Source organism: Nocardioides euryhalodurans, assembly GCF_004564375.1.
Classification (GTDB): Bacteria; Actinomycetota; Actinomycetes; order Propionibacteriales; family Nocardioidaceae; genus Nocardioides; species Nocardioides euryhalodurans.
In genome coordinates, this window is record NZ_CP038267.1 from 3,460,289 (window position 1) to 3,479,587 (window position 19,299).

14 protein-coding genes are annotated in these 19,299 nt (G+C 67.7%); 7 read left to right on the forward strand and 7 right to left on the reverse strand.

Translation table 11 applies throughout. The features are described 5' to 3' along the window. The first annotated feature begins 1 nt into the window (after position 1). Both EXE57_RS16790 and EXE57_RS16795 read left to right on the forward strand, forming a co-directional pair. A complete protein-coding gene (locus tag EXE57_RS16790; RefSeq protein ID WP_135079473.1) occupies positions 2–4,489 on the forward strand; it encodes a hypothetical protein in 4,488 nt (1,495 codons plus the stop codon). Further along, positions 4,486–5,547: a Wadjet anti-phage system protein JetD domain-containing protein gene (locus tag EXE57_RS16795; RefSeq protein WP_135079475.1), complete on the forward strand. Its 1,062-nt coding sequence runs from the start codon at positions 4,486–4,488 to the stop codon at positions 5,545–5,547. The genes EXE57_RS16790 and EXE57_RS16795 overlap by 4 nt, the downstream gene beginning before the upstream one ends. Before the next feature lie 346 nt (positions 5,548–5,893). On the opposite strand, the gene EXE57_RS16800 is transcribed toward EXE57_RS16795, so the two are convergent. Next, a complete protein-coding gene (locus EXE57_RS16800) occupies positions 5,894–6,295 on the reverse strand; it encodes a hypothetical protein (RefSeq protein WP_135079477.1) in 402 nt (133 codons plus the stop codon). 84 nt (positions 6,296–6,379) lie between these two features. Between EXE57_RS16800 and EXE57_RS16805 the strand changes: the two genes are divergently transcribed. Beyond that, entirely contained in the window at positions 6,380–7,237 is an 858-nt protein-coding gene (locus EXE57_RS16805) for an HNH endonuclease (protein WP_135079479.1), read from the forward strand. Then, positions 7,234–8,028: an NgoMIV family type II restriction endonuclease gene (locus tag EXE57_RS16810; protein ID WP_135079481.1), complete on the forward strand. Its 795-nt coding sequence runs from the start codon at positions 7,234–7,236 to the stop codon at positions 8,026–8,028. Before EXE57_RS16805 ends, EXE57_RS16810 begins: the two co-directional genes overlap by 4 nt. A 373-nt stretch (positions 8,029–8,401) precedes the next feature. Here EXE57_RS16810 and EXE57_RS16815 read toward each other — a convergent pair whose 3' ends face one another. Then, positions 8,402–9,403, reverse strand: a complete 1,002-nt coding sequence (locus EXE57_RS16815) for a DNA cytosine methyltransferase (RefSeq protein ID WP_135079483.1) — start codon at positions 9,401–9,403, stop codon at positions 8,402–8,404. A 115-nt stretch (positions 9,404–9,518) separates the two neighbouring features. Here EXE57_RS16815 and EXE57_RS16820 point away from each other — a divergent pair, with 115 nt between their 5' ends. Then, positions 9,519–9,989, forward strand: coding sequence for a very short patch repair endonuclease (locus EXE57_RS16820; protein WP_135079485.1), 471 nt, complete (start codon positions 9,519–9,521; stop codon positions 9,987–9,989). 890 nt (positions 9,990–10,879) lie between these two features. Here EXE57_RS16820 and EXE57_RS16825 read toward each other — a convergent pair. From EXE57_RS16825 to EXE57_RS16835, 3 genes are all read right to left on the reverse strand, one after another. Continuing rightward, the gene (locus tag EXE57_RS16825) at positions 10,880–11,539 is read right to left on the reverse strand and encodes a hypothetical protein (RefSeq protein ID WP_135079487.1); all 660 of its coding nucleotides are present in this window, start codon (positions 11,537–11,539) and stop codon (positions 10,880–10,882) included. Between the two features lie 346 nt (positions 11,540–11,885). Beyond that, complete coding sequence (locus EXE57_RS16830) at positions 11,886–12,134, reverse strand: hypothetical protein (RefSeq protein ID WP_135079489.1); 249 nt, start codon at positions 12,132–12,134, stop codon at positions 11,886–11,888. Further along, the gene (locus tag EXE57_RS16835) at positions 12,131–12,436 is read right to left on the reverse strand and encodes a hypothetical protein (RefSeq protein ID WP_135079491.1); all 306 of its coding nucleotides are present in this window, start codon (positions 12,434–12,436) and stop codon (positions 12,131–12,133) included. Before EXE57_RS16835 ends, EXE57_RS16830 begins: the two co-directional genes overlap by 4 nt. A gap of 299 nt (positions 12,437–12,735) precedes the next feature. Between EXE57_RS16835 and EXE57_RS16840 the strand changes: the two genes are divergently transcribed. Further along, entirely contained in the window at positions 12,736–14,193 is a 1,458-nt protein-coding gene (locus tag EXE57_RS16840; protein ID WP_135079493.1) for a YopA family protein, read from the forward strand. A gap of 15 nt (positions 14,194–14,208) precedes the next feature. On the opposite strand, the gene EXE57_RS16845 is transcribed toward EXE57_RS16840, so the two are convergent. Continuing rightward, positions 14,209–15,207, reverse strand: coding sequence for a DUF4238 domain-containing protein (locus EXE57_RS16845; protein ID WP_135079495.1), 999 nt, complete (start codon positions 15,205–15,207; stop codon positions 14,209–14,211). A gap of 1,055 nt (positions 15,208–16,262) precedes the next feature. On the opposite strand from EXE57_RS16845, the gene EXE57_RS16855 reads away from it, so the two are divergent. Then, the gene (locus tag EXE57_RS16855) at positions 16,263–17,156 is read left to right on the forward strand and encodes a hypothetical protein (protein WP_135079497.1); all 894 of its coding nucleotides are present in this window, start codon (positions 16,263–16,265) and stop codon (positions 17,154–17,156) included. Between the two features lie 692 nt (positions 17,157–17,848). Here the strand turns inward: EXE57_RS16855 and EXE57_RS16860 are convergent. Next, positions 17,849–18,994 carry a hypothetical protein gene (locus EXE57_RS16860; protein ID WP_135079500.1) on the reverse strand — a complete coding sequence of 382 codons (1,146 nt, stop codon included), beginning with the start codon at positions 18,992–18,994 and terminating at the stop codon, positions 17,849–17,851. Positions 18,995–19,299: the final 305 nt, after the last annotated feature.

Genomic DNA, 19,299 nt, shown 5'->3' on the forward strand with positions numbered 1-19,299 from the left:
GATGTACGAACTGTCCCGCGTCCGGCTCTACGCCGTCGGACCCAAGGCCGCCCGCTACCAAGACATCACCCTCGACCTGCGCGACGTAGGTGCAGCCGTCGCCAAACCGGTCGCCCCGGTCACCCTGTTCGACACCACCCGCACCGTGGTCCGCCGTCCCGCCCCGGCCTCGGTGCTGTTCGCCGAGAACGGCAACGGCAAGTCGGTGCTCATCAAACTGATCTTCTCGGTCATGCTGCCCGGCAGGAAGCAGATCGTCGGCACCACCAACACCAAGGCGATGGAGAACTTCGTCCTCGCCGAGGATGTGTCCCACGTCGCGCTGGAATGGATGCACGTGGACACCGGCGAACTGGTCGTCACCGCCAAAGCCTCCGCCTGGCGCGACCACCGCGTCTCCGCCGACTCCTCCCGACTCACCGAAGCCTGGTACTCCTTCCGGCCCACCCCAGAGTTCGGCCTCGACGACCTCCCGTTCACCGAACACGGGAGGCTGGTCGGGCTGCCCGGCTACCGCGACCGGCTCAACGAGGCCGGAACCACCCAGCCGCACCTGCAGATGGGATGGGAGAACAACCAACGCGACTGGACCACCAAATTGACCAACCTCGGACTGGACCCGGAGTTGTTCGCCTACCAGCGCCGCATGAACGCCGGAGAGGGCGAGGCCGCCGACGCGTTCTCCTTCAAGTCCGACGAGGCATTCACCGACTGGCTGCTCACCTCCGTGCTCGACAAGGAAGGGCCCCGATCCCTCTCCGACGTGCTGGACGCCTACGCCACCCGGCTCGCCGAACGTGACGCCGTGGTCGCCGAACGCGACTTCGTGTCCGGGGCACTCGAACGGCTCACCCCGCTCGCCGCCGCTGCCCGCGACTACCAAGCCGCCCAAGACATCCAAGCCGAAGCCGCCCGCGACGCCACCCGGCTCGCCGCCGCCCTCGTGCTGCGGCAGAAGGCCGAAGACGCCCGCCTCGCGGTCCTCCTCGATGAGCAGGAAGCCCTCGAAGGACAGGTCGAAGCCGCCGACCGTGACCAACGCCGCCTGAACCGCATCGTGCTCGAACTGCGCCGCATCGTCGCCGGGCTCCGCCTCGACGAAGCACTCGCCACCGAGAAGGCCCTCGAAGAGCGCCGCGCCACCGCACTTGCCACCCTGACCGCGTGGCGCTCGACCGACGTGCTCCTCCGGTTCCGGCAGATCCACGAGGAAGCCAACGCGCTGCGCGCCACCATCGGGGAACGCGAAGCCGAAGCCGCCGGACCGCTCGCCGCCCGCGACGCCGCCGCTCAACGGCTCGTGCACGGCCTGATCGTCGCCGCCAACGCCGCCGACGAGGCCGCCCAAGAAGCCCACGCCCACGCCAAGGCGCTCACCACCCAGATCGGCGAGGCCACCGCCGAGGAGACCGAGCACCACAAGGCCGCCGAACGGTTCCGGGGCCACGCCAAGGCCGTGACCGACAAGATCAACGCCCTGCAGGGCCGCATCGACGACGCCGTCCGCGCCGGGCTCCTGCCCGCCGGGGCCGACCTGCACACCACCGCCGCCGACGCCGAAACCACCGCACAGGCCGCCGAACAGGCCGTCACCGCCGCCGACGCCGAGGCCAAGACGCTGCGCGGCAAGCGCCGTGCCGCCGAAACTACGCTCCGAGAAGCCGCCAAGGCGGCTGCCGGTGCCACGCGCGCCTTCGAGGATGCCACCAAAGCCCACAACGAAGCGCTCACCGCCACCACCACACTGGCTGCCGAAGACCGGTTCGCGGCCCTGCTGGGCACCGACGAGGTGCTCCTCGACACCGATGCCAGCCCGCTGCTGGAACGGCTCGTCGACGCCATCGAACAGGCCGACACCGAACGTGACCGGCTCCGCGACGCCGACCGTGAGGGCCAGCGGGTCCTCGACGCCCTCGGTAGTGGTGGGCTGCTCCCGCCGCCGGTCGAGGTCACCACCGTTCGTGACACCCTGCGTGACGCGGGCATCGCCTGCTACACCGGCTGGGAGTACCTGGCCCAGATGCCCGAGGGGGAGCGCGACCTCGCCCTCACGACCTACCCGCACCTCGTGGACGGCATCGTCCTCAACAGCCCCGACCAGACCGACGCCGCCCAGCAGGTCCTCACCGACGCCCGGCTCCTGCCGTCGGCGATCGTCGCCGTTGGGGCCACCGCCGTCTTCGAGCACCTCACCGACGTGGCCGCCCCGACCGGGCTCGCGTTCCTGGTCCCGCCGAACCCGGCGCTGTACGACGAAGACCTCGCCGAGCAGGAGCGGCTCCGGCTCACCGACGCGCAGACCGAACGCCGCATCCGGATCCGAGGCATCGAGGAACAGGTCGAAACCGACCGGACGCTGCGCACCCGGCTCACCGGCTGGTTGGACACCTACCCGCCCGGCACGCTGACCCGGCTCGCCGAAGCACAGGACGCCGCCGAGGAACGCGCCGCCCGTGCCGCCGACAACCACCAAGCAGCACAGGTGGCCTTCGACACCATCAACGACGCCGAGGACGACCTCGACAAACGACTCCCCGGCCTGCGTCGCACCGCCCAGACCGCCCGGCAGAGCGCCGACCGGCTCGCCACCCTCGCCGACGAGCACGCCCATGTGCCCGGCTGGACCGAAGAGGTCCGCGTTGCCCGCGAGAACGCCACCCTCGCCGACGACACCGCCGAGCGCGCCCACAAGACCGCCGAACGGCTCCGGGGCGAGAAGGAGGAAGCGGTCCGCCGCCAGGACGACCACAAGCGCACCGCCGACGCGCACCGCCACGAGATCACCCAGACCCCCGGCGGCGGCAACCTCGACCCCACCGGCCCCGCACCCACCGAACCCATCGAGACCCTCAAAGCCGCCTACCGGGCCGCCGTGACCGCCTACGAGAAGGTGCAGGTCGGAGCCGACCTGCGCGCCGACCTGTCCGCCATCGAGAAGACCGAGGCCGAAGCCCAAGGAGCCGTCGAGAACCTCCCGCCGCCCATCCGCACCGAAGCCACCACCCTGCTGTCCTCTCCGGACGGCGGAGACGTGCCCGCCCGCGCCGCCGCCACCGGACGTGCGCAACGAGTCGTCGACGACCTGGACAAGGCCATCCGGGAGGCGGGCACCACCGTCGGTGGGCTGCGCGCCAAGTACGAGGAGTACGCGCCGCAGGAGACCACGCTGGAGCCCTATGGTCGTCCCGAGAACATCGAGCATGGTGAGGACCTGGCCCGGCGTGCCGCCGAGGACTGGCGGGCCGCCACCACCCGGTACGCCGAAATCAGTGGACGCGCCAACGACCTGCGCACCCGCATCGAGACCACCGGACGGGAAGCCGGACAGTTCGCCGACCTCGTGGACACCCTCTCGGACTCCGTGCCCGACGACATCGACGAGCAGACCACCACCGCCTACGCCGGAACCCTCGTCGACGCCCGCACCGCCCGCGACACCCGCCGAGCGGCGCTGCGCGAGGCCAACGAGTTCCTCACCCAAGCCACCAACGACATCCGCGCCACGTCCTCGGCGGTACACCGGTACTCCGCCGACCAGCGGTTCGAGTCCGTGGACTCCCCGGTCCGTCGCCAGATCCTCGCCGTCGATCTCGACCGGCTCTACGAGCACGGCCCCGACTGGGAAGAGGCCCTCAAGCCCCGGCTCCGGTCCCTGCAAGACGAACTCGCCCAGATCGACCGGCACCGCAACCAGATCATCCTCAACCTTCGCGGGCACGTCGAAACCGCGCTGCGCACCCTCAAGGCCGCCGAACGGGTCAGCGAACTCCCAGACACCCTCGGTGACTGGGCAGGCCAGCACTTCCTGCGGATCCGGTTCAAGGATCCCGACCCCGCCGCCCTCAACGAACGGCTCGCCGCCGTCATCGACACCGCCGTCGCGGGGGAGAAGGGGTCCGGCAAGCGTGACGGCATGACCATCGTGATCAAGGGGGTCCGCGCCGCTCTCCCGCACGGGGTGAAGGTGGAGATGCTCAAGCCCGACGCCACGCTGCGTGCCGAGCGGGTCCGCATCAGCGAGGTCGCTGACGTGTTTTCCGGCGGGCAACTGCTCACCGCCGCCATCATTTTGTATTGCACCATGGCGGCGCTGCGCGCCAACGACCGAGGACGGGTCCGCAACAGCCACGCCGGAGTGCTGTTCCTCGACAACCCCATCGGACGGGCCTCCGCCGGATACCTGCTCGAACTCCAGTTGGGTGTCGCGCACGCGCTCGGGGTTCAGTTGGTCTACACGACCGGCCTGTTCGACCTCAACGCGCTGTCGGTGTTCCCGCTCATCATCCGGCTGCGCAACGACCGTGACGTGCGCACCGGCAAAAAGTACCTCACCGTCGACGACGAGATCCGCAGCCACCTCACCGCGCTCGGCGACCCCGACGGCACCGGACGGATTGCCGCCGCCCGCCTGTTCCGCCGCCCCACCGACCACCCCACCGCCCCGAGCACACCCGTCTCGGTGGCAGCCGGTGAAGGCGCAGCGTGGTGACCGCAGCCCACCAGCCCACCGGGACACCAACCGGCGACCTGTCGCCGCGAGCCCAACGCATCGTGGACACACTCGCCGACTGGCCCCGCCGCAAGGTCACCCTCACCGAACTGTGGCGCATCCTCGACCAAGCCGACCCCTCCACCCGGATGACCGGAACCCGCCGCCAACTCCTCCTCGACACCCTCGGTGAACTCGCCGACGCCGACCTGCTCAACCTGCCCGCCACCCCCTCGTGGGACCGCTCCGAGAAGCCCTACCTGCCCCGGTTCGTCCGGCTCCCCGCCGCTGACCCAACCCCTGCGCCCACCATGGGCATCGTGTGGCACCCCGCCCTCGCCTGGGTCCCCGAAGCGCGCCTCCACGGCACCCAGAAGGCCGACCTTGAGAGGGTCAACCGCTGGCTGCACACCAACCGCAGCGACCTGGTGGTGCCGCTGCGGGAACGGTCACTGGAAATCTTCGGACACGAGAAGACCCTCGACCGGCTCCTGCGATCGACCCTGTTCGGACCCGACCGGCTCACCCTCGACCTGCTCCGCGCCCGCCGCGCCGCCCCCCGGTTTACGCACGAGCGTGTCGGCGACGGCGACACCCTCCTCGTCGTCGAGAACAGCGACACCTTCGACTCGCTCTGCCACGTGCTCACCGACCGCCCCGGCAACGTCGGCATCGTCGGCTGGGGGAGCGGCGGCGGGTTTGAAGCCTCCGTTCTCTCAATCCCGCTCCTGCCCCACCCGGTTCAGCGAGTTCTGTACTACGGCGACCTTGACCTCCGTGGCCTGCAAATCCCCGCGAGCGCCTCCCGCACCGCCACTGCCGAAGGGCTCCCGCCCGTGGAGCCAGCCGTCGGGCTGTACCAAGCCCTGCTGACCGTCGGACAAGAGCAAGCCACGACGCGCACCAGCGCCTCCACCGCCGCCGAGACCACCCGATGGCTGCCCGAGCACCTGCGCGCACGCGCGCACGGCCTGCTGGTGAGTGGACGCCGCGTTGCACAGGAGGACACTGGGCTCGGCCACCTGACCGAGCGTCATGAATGGCGGAGGCTTCTTTAGCACCGAAGCATCACCCGCAGGGCCGCGCGGCTGCGGCCGAGCGTGTCGCCGCGCAGGCTGACCGCACCGCTGTGGCTTCGCCGAGGCTGCTGGGGTGACCAAGCCGAAGGACATCGGAGAACTGGATGCACCAGCACCGGGCCAGCGAAGCCGTTGAGGACGAGCCGATTGCCGCGTAGGTAGTTGGCGCGCATCCACGCCGCTTGCAACGAAGGGGTGCGAACACGAACGGCCTGGCCCCATGAACACCGGCCCCGGGCCGTTCTGTGCACCGGCTGCCCTGTCAGTGGCTTCCGGTGCTGGCGTCAACCAGTGTTCATTGTGCCGCGACCCACCGACAAGTGGGTCAGCCCTCGCCGCCGTGACGGTCCGCGTGCCGGAAGTCAACACCGCCGTCGTTGCAGGTGGAGCACTGGAGCAGCCCGATGCGGGGGCGGTTGGAGGTGAAGATCCAGGCGTCGCAGCCGCCGCACTGCCACACGAGGCAGTCCTCGCGGAGCAGCCGGAGCAGTTCCCATGCCTGGACCGCGTCGTCGCATTCCATGAAGGGCGGGTTGGGCTGGTCCTCGATTCCGGCCCACTCGTCGAGGGTGTTCTTGGCGACGTTGAAGTCGTCCTGTCCGACCACGTAGACGGCCTCGTCGATCTGCTGGGTGGTGGCCATGCAGTTGCCGCCGGTCGAGTAGTGGTTCAGGGACGCGTCCCATGCGCCACCGGCGTGGTCGAGGAGTTCTTTGCTTGCTTGCACGCGCCCATGATGCCTTGCGACACCGACAGCCGGTTTGGACGAATCAGCACTTGACGGGACGTATACCCAGGTAGTTTTCGGCGAGTGGACGGGGACCAGCAGCCACTTCCGGAACCAGGGAGCGACGAACTCGCTGCTCTGGTCACCGATGCCGCCACGCGGGACATCTACGAGTTCCTCCATCGCCGTAGGGCTAACCCGCCGACCATGGTTGAGATTCGCGCCTACATGGCCAACAAGGTCGGCGAGAGCCACTCCCAGACCGACCGGCGGGTCCGGTCCCTCCGTGAGCGCGGATTCGACCTCCCGACCGTCCAGAACGGCCGTGAGCACCGGTACGTGCTGAAAGGCTGGAGACCCGGAGGGCCTCGGAAGACCGGACCCAAGATCAGCAAGAAGATTCGAGCCCAGGTCCTGGCCCCTCAGCGTTGCGCTCAGTGCGGGAAGACCCCGCTGGAAGACGAAGTGAAGTTGGTCGTCGATCACAAGGTCCCGCAGGAGTGGGATGGTGGGGATGAGATCGAGAACCTGCAGCCCCTGTGCGAGGACTGCAACGGCGGGAAGAAGGCATGGTTCGCGACCTACGACGCCCACGCCGAGGAGATTCGCACCGCCATCAACCACGAGGAGGTGCACCGGCGCATCGGTGAACTGCTCAAGGCGTTCGAGGGTGAGTGGGTCTACACCGAGTTGATCGGCATCGTCGCGTCCGCGCAGGCGTACCAGGAGGACTACCAGAAGCGCCTCCGGGAACTCCGCACCCTCGGCTGGGTGATCCCGCACCAGAAACGACACAACGAGGGTGCGCGTGTCAGGACCTACTACAAGTGCGTGTCCTGGGAGCCTTGGCCGGACGGCCCGATCATCACTGAGATCAGACGCCGAGAGAAGGCCAACAAGGCAGCCAAGGCAGCCGCGAAGACGGAGGGGCAGACGGGGTGACGGCACCGGCTTTCGCTGCCCAACTGCTCGGCTGGAAGCAGAGCAGCAAGAACAAGGCCGGTTGGAACTGGGTGCCCAATGTCGCCGATGTCGACAACGTCGAGTCCCTGACCCTCGCTGCGGGCATGCTGGACAACCTCGGCGTCCTGTCGCCTCATCACGCCTCTCCGAACCCGACCGGCAAGCCGCTGGTGCTCCCGCCCTCGAACCCTGGCAGCCACCTGGAGAACCAGGTCAGGGCCACGCTGGACGCTGACCTGTGGTCGCTGGACCCGGCCCGCCAGTGGGAGGTCCGCCGGGGTGCCCTGATCACCGACTACGCCCAATACGCCCACCTGACCGCCATCGACGCGCTCATCCGGGCCGACCCCAACCTGCGGGTCACCGTCGGCCGGGACTACCTCATCAAGCCGGACGTGGTCGTCGGGCTCCACGGCACCCCTACCGTCACCGCCCACCCGTGGATGCACGCCGCCGTCTCCTGTAAGTGGACCATCCGCTCCGACCGGGTGCAGAACATCCGCCACGAGTTCGGGCAGATGATCCGCCACCGGCGCGGACGCCAGCCCCACCTCGTCACCGTCACCGCCGAACCGCTCCCGACCCGGCTCGCCTCAATCGCACGGGGCACCGGCGAGGTGGACGCCACCTACCACGTCGCGTTCGACGAACTCGCCGCCGCCGTCGCGGCCTCCAGCAACCAGGGCCAGCAGGACGCATGGGCAGAAGTGGTCGGGCAGGGCCGCCTACGGAACTACAACCTGCTCGCTGACTCTCTGGTGGCCTGGTAGAACCCACCAGCGTTGTCGGCGGTCACCGGTACAATGGGACTGTCGTTGGTTGTGGTGTGCCAGTGGTCCTGGGTCTCGGAACCTGGGGCGCTTACGCAGGAGTCCTCATCGGGCTGCTCATCCTCGCCGCCGTTCGCCTCGTGAGCGAGCGTTCCCCCTGGGGTCGCTCAGACAAGGAGGCGCTTATGAACGGTAAGCACAGGGAGAGTAAGAAGACGAAGACAAACAACAACCGAACCATTTTCCAGTTTTTCATGGAGACGGTCTGGGCGTTCGGCGCTGGGGTAATGGCAGCCCACTGGCCTCCAGAGCCAACGAACAGAAGCCTCGGTCCTCGTTCGAGGGCCGGGGCTTCCGCGTTGTCCGGGGTAAGTCAGACGGCCCTGAGGTGACGCTCGGAGGTCTCCTCGCCAACCGGGACCTCGCTCGCGCCGATGTGCTTGCGGATGGCCTTGCCGATCGCCTTCGCGACCGGAGGCGGGAACGCGTTGCCAACCTGGCGGTAGGAAGCGGTCTTGCGCCCGGAGAACACCCAGTCCGCCGGGAAGCCCTGGATGAGGGCAGCCATCTGCACCGTGATCCGGGGGACGTAGTCGACCGGGTACGACTCGTCGGGGATCTCGTTCGCGAGACCCTTGCCGTCCACGCCGAGGTTCAGCCACGCGGCACGAGCACGGGTCGGGCCCAGGTCGGGGCCACCGTGTTTACGGGACCCGCCCACGAGGGTCGGGCCGATGCCGTTCGCCTTCGCGGCCCACGCAGCGGCACCTTCCCAGCCGCGGCTCTTCATGAGCGGCAAGAGTGTCTTCCCGACGGTCGGCGGTGTGCCCACCGGCTCCGGCCAGTGGAACTCCTCGCCATACTCCTTCTTCGCCGCGACCAGGATGAACCGGGGCCGCAACTGCGGGACGCCGTGCTCGGAGGCGTTGATGACCTGCCAGTCGGCGTGGTAGCCGAGTTCGTCCAGCGTGTCGAGGATGCTCTGGCGGTACGGGGCGAACTTGGCGGTCGAGAGCCCCCGGACGTTTTCGAGCATCACTGCCTTGGGCTCGATCTCCTCGACCAGACGCATCGCTTGCGGGAACAGGTCGCGCTCGTCGTCAGCGCCCAACTGCTTCCCAGCGATCGAGAACGGCGGGCACGGCACGCCTCCGGCGAGCAGGTCAATCTCGCCCTTGTACGGCAGGCCGTCGAAGTCGTGAACGTCCTTCTCGATGACGTCCCACTCCGGTCGATTCAGCCGCAGCGTCTCGCACGCATCAGGATCAATCTCGATCGCGGCAGCGTGAGCGAACCCGGCCTGCTCAAGCCCGAGAGACTGACCCCCAGCCCCGGCGCAAATCTCCAGTACGGACAGGTCGGTGACCGTGGTCATGATGTTTGGCTCTCCTCAGGCATGGCGGTGCGACCCCTCCGACGGCCCTTTGGGGGAAGCGCCGCCGTAAGGGCATTCTGGCTTACGGCGGACCAGTAAACAGGGAGGTTGGGACATGGTGGACGACATAGCCTCTGACCTGCGGAAACGCGGGGATGAGCATGTCTCCGGCGTGTCGTCCTACGTGACCACGCCGGGCCGGTCCCGGAACATGGCCGCCATCCGGCGAACCGACACCAAGCCCGAGATCGCGCTCCGGTCCGCGCTCCACCGGCGCGGGCTTCGGTTCCGAAAGGACCTCCGCCTGAACCTGGGCCCGGTCAAGCCGCGCCCCGACATCGTGTTCACCCGCGCCAAGGTCGCAGTCTTCGTCGACGGGTGCTTCTGGCACTGCTGCCCCGAGCACGGCAAGCCGCCCTCACAGAACACCGGCTACTGGGGCCCCAAACTGGCCCGCAACGTTGAACGGGACCGCCGATACGACGCTACCCTGACCACCCACGGTTGGCAGGTGGTCAGGATCTGGGAGCACGTGCCGCTCGCCGAGGCGGTGGCGGCCGTCGAGGACGCCCTGACGGTTGACTGACCTACGCCGCAGCACTTGCCGTGCAGCGGCTTAGGCCGCGCACCAACCACATGTCCTCATATGGGTGCTGAGAAATCGCTCCCTATTGGCGATCAGGTATCCGGCCTCCTTGAGGGCCCGCTCAAATCCCCGGCCCGGCACCCCGGCGTAGTCCCAGTGGTCGCCCCCTGCCGAGCCGCGGCACGGAAGGCTGGCTTCCACACGATGGACAATCCCGACTTCAGGCCAGTCCGAGTCGAGACGGCGAACCGTTACGAATCCGTCGTCACTTGTCCATTTGCCGCCGAGGGCGAGCAGGAAGTCGATGACGTCCAGCGGAAGTACGGGTAGATGAAGCGACTCGTCGTCCTCATCTACCCACGTTGTGATGAGGTCTTCCCGGTCCGCTACCACGCACAGGAGCACGGCTGTCAGGCTCGCTAAAGGGTCGAGGTGGTACGGATTCGGAAAGCATCGAACGCACCAGCCTTGGTCGGGGCACCGAAGAGATTCGGCGATGTGGAGGTCATGAGCAATCGGGTCAGTCGTGCGGGCCTGGGTCCATTCTTCGAGGGCTGCGTCAACGGCTGTGACCGTCTCTCTGGCGGTAGAGAACGGTGGAAGGTCGATCATCTCCGCGATCTCGCGGGCGCAACTCTCACTTCCAGGGAAGACGCTTCCCCGCATGCAGGCGTGGGCCGCTTCCCGGATGCGTGTTTGTGGCGTGGGGGCGCGGACCGGGCGCGCCGGGGCGCTCCCGAGGTCGTCTACGGAGGGGGGCATTGTCATCTCGCGGCTCCAGGTCAGGCGTGGCCGAGGGGCGCTCGGCCTTGGACGCTTCCTCGCTGACATGTATCGGCATCCCGATTGAGAAACCTGCTGGTCGAGGCCGCCGACATGGCGAGCGCCTCTCACTCATCGCATGCGGATAGCCACGAGTCTGCTGACCCGACGACGCCTGCCGCTCGATACTCCGCCTCGTCGACGGCCCAAATGTCGCAGTCATAGGGAGGGAGGGTGTGCTCAAGCAAGATGATGCAGATGTCATCGACGCGTGCCCCCAGTTCGATTGCGCGTTTCCTAACGGCCGGAATGCTGTCCTTCTCGGACTGCTCGCTTAGAACCCAGTCGGCGTCTTGCACCACGGTGGCAGGCAACACCCAGCCGCCTTCGACCGGGCTCGTCCGGTCTAGTGCCACCAGCACCAGAAAGGCCGAGACCCGGTCGCTTTTCGTAATCGTGAAGCGGCCGCGCATGCATGCCTTCACTGAGAAGGCCCCGAGGTAGGGGTCCTCGCTGCGGGCTCGCTGATTGAAGATTGCGATGTCGTCCTCATGAGGGAGTCCGAGCCGGCGGACCCTCATTCGTAACCTGACCGGGCAGCGAGGATCGGTCAGCGGCCCAACGTCGGGAGTCAGGTAGCGGCGGAGCAGACCAGCGTTCAACGCGTGAAACACGAGGGATTCGAAGATGACTGCGTTCACCTGAGGGGGGCTGAGGTAGCGCCCGACCCGGCGAGACGCGGCTCGCAGGTCGTGAGCGGTCTTCAGGTCCCACCAGGTGTCGAGCACGCTGCGAATAGTGCGGGGGTCGATAGGTAGCGAAGAATCGTGGACGTGGGTGGTGCCGGGAACACGAACTCGGGACTGGCTTCGGGTCATAGTTCTGCTCACTTCGCTTCCACCGTCGGCAACCGCGCGGCGAGAGGGGCCTACGCCGATCCACGTGATCGTGGCCTACCTGCTCCCGGCCGTGCGTTATGCGTCTGACGAAACCAGAGGAGCCCGAAACACGTTCCTCGGTTCGCAGGCGTCACAGGCCGACCGGTGTGCTCGTTCAGGCCGGACTACCTAGCAGGACGAGCAGACTTGAGGTGACTAGGAACGGCGCGAGGGCATGCGTGTTCGCCGGAGTTGCTTATCCGCAGTTGTGATGCAGGGCCTCGTCGATCGCATCCTGCGCGGATGGCCCCTGATGGATCACGGTGTCGTCGTCGTTGCGCGCGACGGCGTACCGGCCTCCGGCCCACTCGTACATGAAGTCCTCGATGTCATCTTGTTGCAGGTCCACGACGCGCATGCAGCCGCAGTCGGTTGCCCAGGTGCCAGATAAGCCGATGAGCAACTCGACGGCTGCGTAGTCGAAGCGGGGGCTGGGGTCGCTCATGCGGGCGTGTACTCCTCTGCGAACTGGTTTGCTGTGACGACCAGCCAGCCGTTCTCGTCGTCCCAGACGATCCACTCGTCAAGCAGGGCTGTTCGTAGTCGTTCCTCGTCTGCGTCGACCCAATCCACTTGCACCACTTGCTTGGGGGTGTCCTTGAAGGTGTGGTCGACTCGCCCGTCAGTGGCCGTGCTGTACATGGCACTTCCGTTGGACCTGAGCCAGGCGATGAGCGGTTCCGGGTCCGTGTAGGGCAGCATCGCCTCTACACGTCGACCTTCAGGCCCGAGATAGATGTTGGACACGAGGAGTGAGCCTAGGTGGTCGCGTCGACGCCCTCATTGGCAGTGGCCCAGGGGCATGCAGAGGAACGGGCACGTGCGCCTGTGCGGGATGCTCGAACGGCGACAGACGTTGGGCAGGGTGTCCACATCTGTGGACGCGTCGGGAGCGCGCATCGGATGCAGGCTGCTGTCCGGGGCACCGGCGGCCTCGTAGCGGCTGGTCGTCCCGAGCCGGGTGGGCAGGTCTTGTGGAACCCTGGTGCCGCCCTGGCGGCCAGTCCCGGCGGTCGCTCTCCGAGCGGCCGGGCGATACTGGCGCGATGACGAGCACCCCCGACCCTGATTGTGGCTGCCGGCACACGCTGACCAATGAGGCGGGGGAGGAGTTCACGATCATCCATCAGATGCCGAAGGCGCTTTCGCACTACTACCCGCTGCCGGACCTCGCTACTGGCGTGATCCCCTTGTATCGGGGGAAGTTCCAGACCGATGGCAAGCGCTACCGGGGTGTCATCAGCCTGAGCCTTGACCCGCGCCCAACCGTCGACGTGAGCGGCGTCCGAAACGTCACGATCGAGGACATCATGGCGCTCGACGGCAGCCGGGGCTCGGCGAAGTGGGTTGACCGCCCGACTGTTGCCGTGGACGTCAAGGAGGTTCCCAAGCCACCCAAGACCCCGCATCTGCGGTGGAGCCGCAAGGCGGGCACCGAGCGCCGTTCCTGGGACCCGGCACCCATCGACGTGGGATCGGGACCGGTCGACGAGATCACGTTCTTCGTGCTGAACGGCTGGCTTGCCTTCGACGGCCTGAACACCTGCTACGACGGCCACGATCGGCCCGGCCGAGTGCAGATTGGTCTTGGCGAGTGGGAACTTCGCATCGAGCCGCGGGGTGACCATGCGCCGAAGGTGGTTCGGGACCATTCGCGCGGGCGCGGTCAAAGCGCGGTGACGCACGTGGGGCGCATCCGTCGATTGGACGGTGTCGACTTCGAGCCCCTCGACGCTGTCGGGGTGTTGGAGGTGGTTGAGACCCTCGTGTCGTTCGCTCTTGGGCGGGTGACGAGCGTGGCACTCCCAGTCGGGATGCTGAACGGCAAGCCCGTCTGGACGCGCTGGTCCGCACTACGCGCGGTCGACCGCCCGCTCGGAAGCACACCTTGGCTAGATGCCTCCAGGGCGGCGGCACAACTCGCCGAGTTGTTCCAATGCGGGCATGCGGCCTCGCTCGACGCTCTGAAGTGGGAGGTGTTCCAGCGGACGCTGGGCTACTACTTCTCGGCGAACTTCGAGGCGACGGTCACGATGAAGGTGATGCTGCCGGTCTCAGGGCTCCTGATGCTGTCGTTCGCCTACTTCGTCGAGACTCTCCCTCCAGGGGATCCAGCCAGGCTGTCGAAGAAGGCTTGGAAGGCACTGACGGCGGAGGAGGCCATTCGGCTCCTGCTGGACCGCATGGCAGCGGACACGGCTGTGCCTGGTCACCTCGCGCACCTCGTGGGGGTCCAGTCGAAGTTGGCAACTGCTGCGAATCCTGCCCCGGACGGACTGAGTTGCGTGGTCAAGATGCGTAACGACGTGGCACATCCCGAGCGCGCCAGGCTCGCGCGGTGGGACACCTACGAGTGGGCGGAGGCTGGGTTCGTAGCGATGGGGTTCTTCGATGCCGCGATGCTGTGGTGGCTGGACTACCAGGGCCGCTACATCCCCCGCAGTGCAAAGCACCGATCGGCCGGGGACGCGGTTGACGTTCCCTGGGGGTCCGGCACGTCCTGAACCACACGGGGGACATCAGGTGGTCGGAGTGTCCGGGTTCACGGGAAGACGTCTGTGCCGCTTGAGCACTCGAACCTCGTCTTCTGTCAGCGTCGTACGGACGACCTCGTCACCCCAGGCTGAGCGTGGCCCTACAACCGTTTCGGCCAACAGACGTGTGTCGTGCGGATGGTGGATGATCCAGCGATCAGCGCCCGTCGCAACGGCGGCGTTGAAGATGGCAGCACGGTCTTCCTGAGCCAGTAGAGGCGCATCGTCTGCGCGCATCTCCAAGAGGTGCCTGCGGCCCAACGCCAGCCAAACGATCGGCGCATTGACTGGTCCGACGGGTTCGTCGCCGGGGTGCCAGAGGACGACCGGTTCATCGCTGGTCAGCAGTCGTGGCTCGTCGAAGGCGGCAACGGCCCATTGGCGCGTCCAGAGCGCCTCGGCGACGGTGGTCAGTGCCTGTCCCACGGCTTGCTGGATCGCGTAAGCCGGGTCGGGCACGAGACGCGGGCCGTCTTCGCCGGTAGCGCTTGCGATGAACTCCCGCACGTCTTCGGGGGAGTACGGCTCACCCCGCGCTCGCAGCCACTCCGCCACGCTCGCCGCATCCAGGGTCGACTTGAGGTGCTCGCGCATCGCCTTGGTGCCCGTTGCTGATAGGTCCTCCCGGAACCGGCGGGTGCGCGTCATCTGGAAGGCGATGAAATTGGTGAGGTGATACCGGTCCTCTTTCGTGTGGGGAGGCTGTCCGGAGGAGAGGATGCGCCGTATCGGGCTGACCGCACGGCTCTCAAAGGCGGAGAGGGATCGCTCAACAAACTCCGGGTGGAGTATCTCTTCGTCGACTGGGGGGCTGTCCGGATGCAGGTCGGGCCGCCAGTCGTAGAACCCCACTTCCGCGCATGCCTTCTTGACGGAGGTTCTGAAGGCCCGGTCGAGGTCGTCGCGGTCGACAAGCGTGATGCGTGACCGCTCATCAGCGAACAGCCGGAGATACATCTGCGGCACGAGGTGATGGCGCGTCATGTCGAGACGCTACGCGTTGGCACCCGTGAAGCCTCTCACTCGCGGGCTGGACTGGCCCCGCCTCATGTCTGAAATCAAGCGGCGGTGAAGCGCTCCGGGGAGGGAGTCGACTCCCCTCTCTCCCGCCCTCCCTCTCTCCCTCCCAGTGACCGGGAGGGTCATCGACCGCTGCAGACGGCCTAACTACCCGCGTACACCCGGCCGGACGGGAGGGGGAGACCCGGCGGGAGGGGGAGACCCGGCGGGAGGGGGAGACCCGGCGGGAGGGGGAGACCCGGCGGGAGGGGGAGACCCGGCGGGAGGGGGAGACCCGGCGGGAGGGGGAGACCCGGCGGGAGGGGGAGACCCGGCGGGAGGGGGAGACCCGGCGGGAGGGGGAGACCCGGCGGGAGGGGGAGACCCGGCGGGAGGGGGAGACCCGGCGGGAGGGGGAGACCCGGCGGGAGGGGGAGACCCGGCGGGAGGGGGAGACCGGGCGAGGAGGCCGGGCGAGGAGGCCAGGAGGGAGCGGACTACCGGAACACCTGCGCCACCAGCGCGGCAGCATCCGTGAACACCCCGCACCGGTGGCACTGGAACATCACCCGCTGCTCTACCCACCCCTCATGCTGCACACGAGACCTGGCCGGGGTGATGGTGCACCCGAACACCCGGCACACCAGCGTCTGGTGGCCACGCTGACGACGGCGGACGTCACGGGCCGCAGCCCGCTTCTGGCGACGCTCCTTGGCCGCGCGGCGACGCCACTCACGCCCCTGCTGCCGGTGCTCCCGTCGGCGCACGGCGTTGACTGCACCAAGGCTGTTGCGTCCCGTGAACCCCGTGGTCCTCATCCTCATGACCCGTTCCTATCGACCCACGGGCGGCGAGCCGTCGCGAATCGGCCAGTCAGTTTGGACGTCTCGTAGGGGGTCCAGGAGCGCGAGAGAACTCGACGATGACCCCGACCAGGTTATGGGTCGCCGTAGGGGTGACGGCCGGGCTGGCTGGTGAGGACTGGTCGTTAGCGCCGGAGAGACAGCAACCCACCCCGCGCCAACTGGAGGACCGCAACTATGACGACCACACCCACCCCCGAGAGGGCGAAGGCACCGCGCAAGAAGCGTGCTGAGAAGGGCGTGCGCATCACCGAGCGCGACATCCTGCTGCTCCAGCGCGCCTGCCGCTACGGTGCCCTGACCATCCCGATGCTTCAGCACACCGTGGCTCGCCGAGAAGTCCTCGACATGTTCGGCAACCTCACCGGCGAGACAGTGGCGCTGCACCGCTCCACCATTCACGAGCAGGTGCACCGGCTGGTTCGCGCCGGGGCCCTGGAGACCAGCGACGGGCCGTCCAACGTCATCCGCCCCCGCAACCTGCCCGCGCTGCTTGTGCCGACCCGTGGAGGCTATGACCTGGCGGGAACCGAGTTGACCTACAAGCGGCCCGCCCTGGCGACGCTCCTGCACACCCTCTCAGTCGCCCAGATGGGCCTACGCCACGAAGCCGACGACTGGGAGGTCGTCACCGACCGCCAGGTGCGTTCGGACATCCAGCAGTGGCGCAGCGAGCGGGAGCGGGCCCGAAGGGCCAAGGAGCCGGTTCCGCAGGTACCTCAGGACGCTGACTGGATTGCCACGGAGACCGACAACGGCAGCCTGCGCGGCGGTGCCTTGTCGGGGGCACGTGGACCCCGCACACACGCGCCGGACCTCATCATCAAGAACGCTGCGGGTGAGAGGAACGCGGTCGAGGTCGAGTTGACGGCGAAGACGGTGGCGGATCTGCGTGAGGTCATGAAGGCGTTCGCGTCGACGGGCAAGTACCGCCGGGTCATCTACTACTGCCCCACCCGCAGCATCGCGGCCCGCGTGGCGAATGCCGCCAACGAGCGGGGGACCGAACTGGCTGAGCGGGTGACGGTGCGGAAGTTCACCCCGCTGTATGGGACGGGCTGCTTCCTCTAACCCCACGCGCCAACGCCCGTGCCCTGGCGAGAGGGCGCGGGCGTTGTCGCGTCCAACGTCCTGTCCGTGATCATCCGTAGCGTCCCTGAGCGGGGGATGGACATGCCCATAAGGCTGACCAGCGAGTCCAGTCAGTCGCTGACGCCACGGCGTGTTCGCCACATGGGGAGACGGCTCCCTGCTCGCTGCGGCGGTCATTGGCGTGATGGACCACAGCGGGCGGGGAGCCGCTTCCGGCGGCCATGTGCGGCTGGCTTCCCGTCGTCGCCCGTGTCACCGCTGCTCGGTCGGAATCGGCTCGTTTGCCTCTTCGTTCCGGGCTCGTGGCACGCTGGTTGGCATCGCCTTCGCGGCGGGTCGCTGGCTCGGGATGTCGCATCAGCGCGCGCAGCGCTGCTGAGGTTGTCGACTTCAGTTGAGTCTTCTCGACAGGCTCTTGGCTGGTTGGGTTCTTCGAGTGATGGGCTCTGCTGGGTGTGTTCCTCTTAAGGCCCCCGGTTTCGTACCCGGTACGCCCGGTTCTGTCCCTCAAGCGACCGATTCCAGCACCGAAACGCCCGGTTCTGTCCCTCAAGCGACCGGTTCCAGCACCGAAACGCCCGGTTTCGTCCCCGCCGGGTTGGTGGTCAGCAGGACGGGAAGAGGCCCGCACCGATCTCGGCGAGGGCCTCTCGCTTGGAGGTTCGCGATGATCAGAACGGCGGGTCCGTTGGGTCATGCTCGACAGGGGTGGGCAGATCTGCCCACGGGTTCTCGTACTTCTGGTTCGGCCGCCGCGTCTCCACCGTCGTGTTCTTCGTCGGGACCGTCATCGGCTTCCGGTAGGCGGCTCCGCGCCCAGACCGGCTTCCGGGGGTCGTGTAGAGGCCCTGCTCCTCTGCCACCTTGGCGTGCACGTCCCACTGAGACTTGCTCATGCCGAACTCCTTGGCGATGTGCGTGACGCCGCCCTGGTAGCCGCCACGGCCTGCTGCCTTGATGAGCAGCACCGCCGCCACCCACGCGGCTCCCGGCGTAACGTCTGTCCGGCGCACCCACGTGCTGCCGTTCTTGACGGTCGCGGGGTCCTGCCAGTACCAGTTGTGAGGGACCCTCACGAATCGGTCCTTGGGGGTGGCGACGGTCTTCGCTGGGGTGCCGTCGGCCTTGAGGACCGGCTTGCCGTGCTCGTCCACCTTGTCCACGAGGTTGATGGGCCGCACCTCTAGCGCCCAATACTCGGTCATGACGCCCTTCTTGTTCTCGCGCCACTCGACCTTCTTGACCACCAGGTCGTCGCCGAACCGGCCCTCACGAAACCAGCGGCGGACCGTCTTGGCGTCCTTCGCGCCCATGATGGTGGCGAGGAAGGTGGGGGTGGCGTAGATGTCGCCTGTGTCGCTGATGAGGCGACGGGCGGCAACGATGCGCAAGGCCCATTCGGGGCGGTACCGGCGGAACACGTCGACGTGGACGCGGGTGTGCAGGTCCACCCAGGCCGTCTCCGGCTCGGTCCTTGGCGGATTCCCGGCGGGCGTGCCTATGGCGGCCTGTATGGGCATTTGGATGACCTGCGCAGCCTCGGTCTCGGTGGTCACTAGGGCTGCGTCGGGGGTGCCGGTGAACGGCGCGAACAGGCTCTGCTCGGGCCTGTTCCACGGCCCCGCGTCAGGGAACAGGCGGGCCATGCCGTCGAGCCAGCCGACGAACGCCGGTGCCAGTTCCGGGTCGGCGAGGAGGTCCTCGGCGGGTGTGGTGTGTACGTCCGTGTGGAGGCCGGTGTAGTAGGTCAATGCGCGTCGCTCGTACCGGTTGCGGTCGAAGTCGAACCGATCGTCGGGGGTAGCAGGAGCAGACATCTCAGGGGGCTCATCTCTTGCGGGGAAACACCGGGGGCTAGTCGGTGCGGTGGCTGTTGCATCTCCTCTATCGGCGCAGAAATCGGGCGCGTGTACCCCCGTTGTCAAGGTTCTGCAAACAGGTCAAGCGTCGGAATAGGCCAGCCGATAGACGCAGTGAGAGCAGCGCGACCAGTTGCGGGTCCTCATCTCCCCGCCGGACGTGAAACGCGGCCCCCGGATGGCTACCCGGGGGCCGCTCTGTGTGTCCCGCCTGTTGGTGTGCGCCCTGCCGCTTCAGACGCCAAACGGACACTCGTCGATGC

Excerpts from the sequence above, each read along its gene's own strand:
- EXE57_RS16790 (WP_135079473.1), top strand. The coding sequence starts at position 2 with ATGTACGAACTGTCCCGCGTCCGGCTCTACGCCGTCGGACCCAAGGCC.
- EXE57_RS16815 (WP_135079483.1), bottom strand. The coding sequence starts at position 9,403 with ATGACCACGGTCACCGACCTGTCCGTACTGGAGATTTGCGCCGGGGCT.
- EXE57_RS16820 (WP_135079485.1), top strand. The coding sequence starts at position 9,519 with ATGGTGGACGACATAGCCTCTGACCTGCGGAAACGCGGGGATGAGCAT.
- EXE57_RS16830 (WP_135079489.1), bottom strand. The coding sequence starts at position 12,134 with ATGAGCGACCCCAGCCCCCGCTTCGACTACGCAGCCGTCGAGTTGCTC.
- EXE57_RS16840 (WP_135079493.1), top strand. The coding sequence starts at position 12,736 with ATGACGAGCACCCCCGACCCTGATTGTGGCTGCCGGCACACGCTGACC.
- EXE57_RS16845 (WP_135079495.1), bottom strand. The coding sequence starts at position 15,207 with ATGACGCGCCATCACCTCGTGCCGCAGATGTATCTCCGGCTGTTCGCT.
- EXE57_RS16855 (WP_135079497.1), top strand. The coding sequence starts at position 16,263 with ATGACGACCACACCCACCCCCGAGAGGGCGAAGGCACCGCGCAAGAAG.
- EXE57_RS16860 (WP_135079500.1), bottom strand. The coding sequence starts at position 18,994 with ATGTCTGCTCCTGCTACCCCCGACGATCGGTTCGACTTCGACCGCAAC.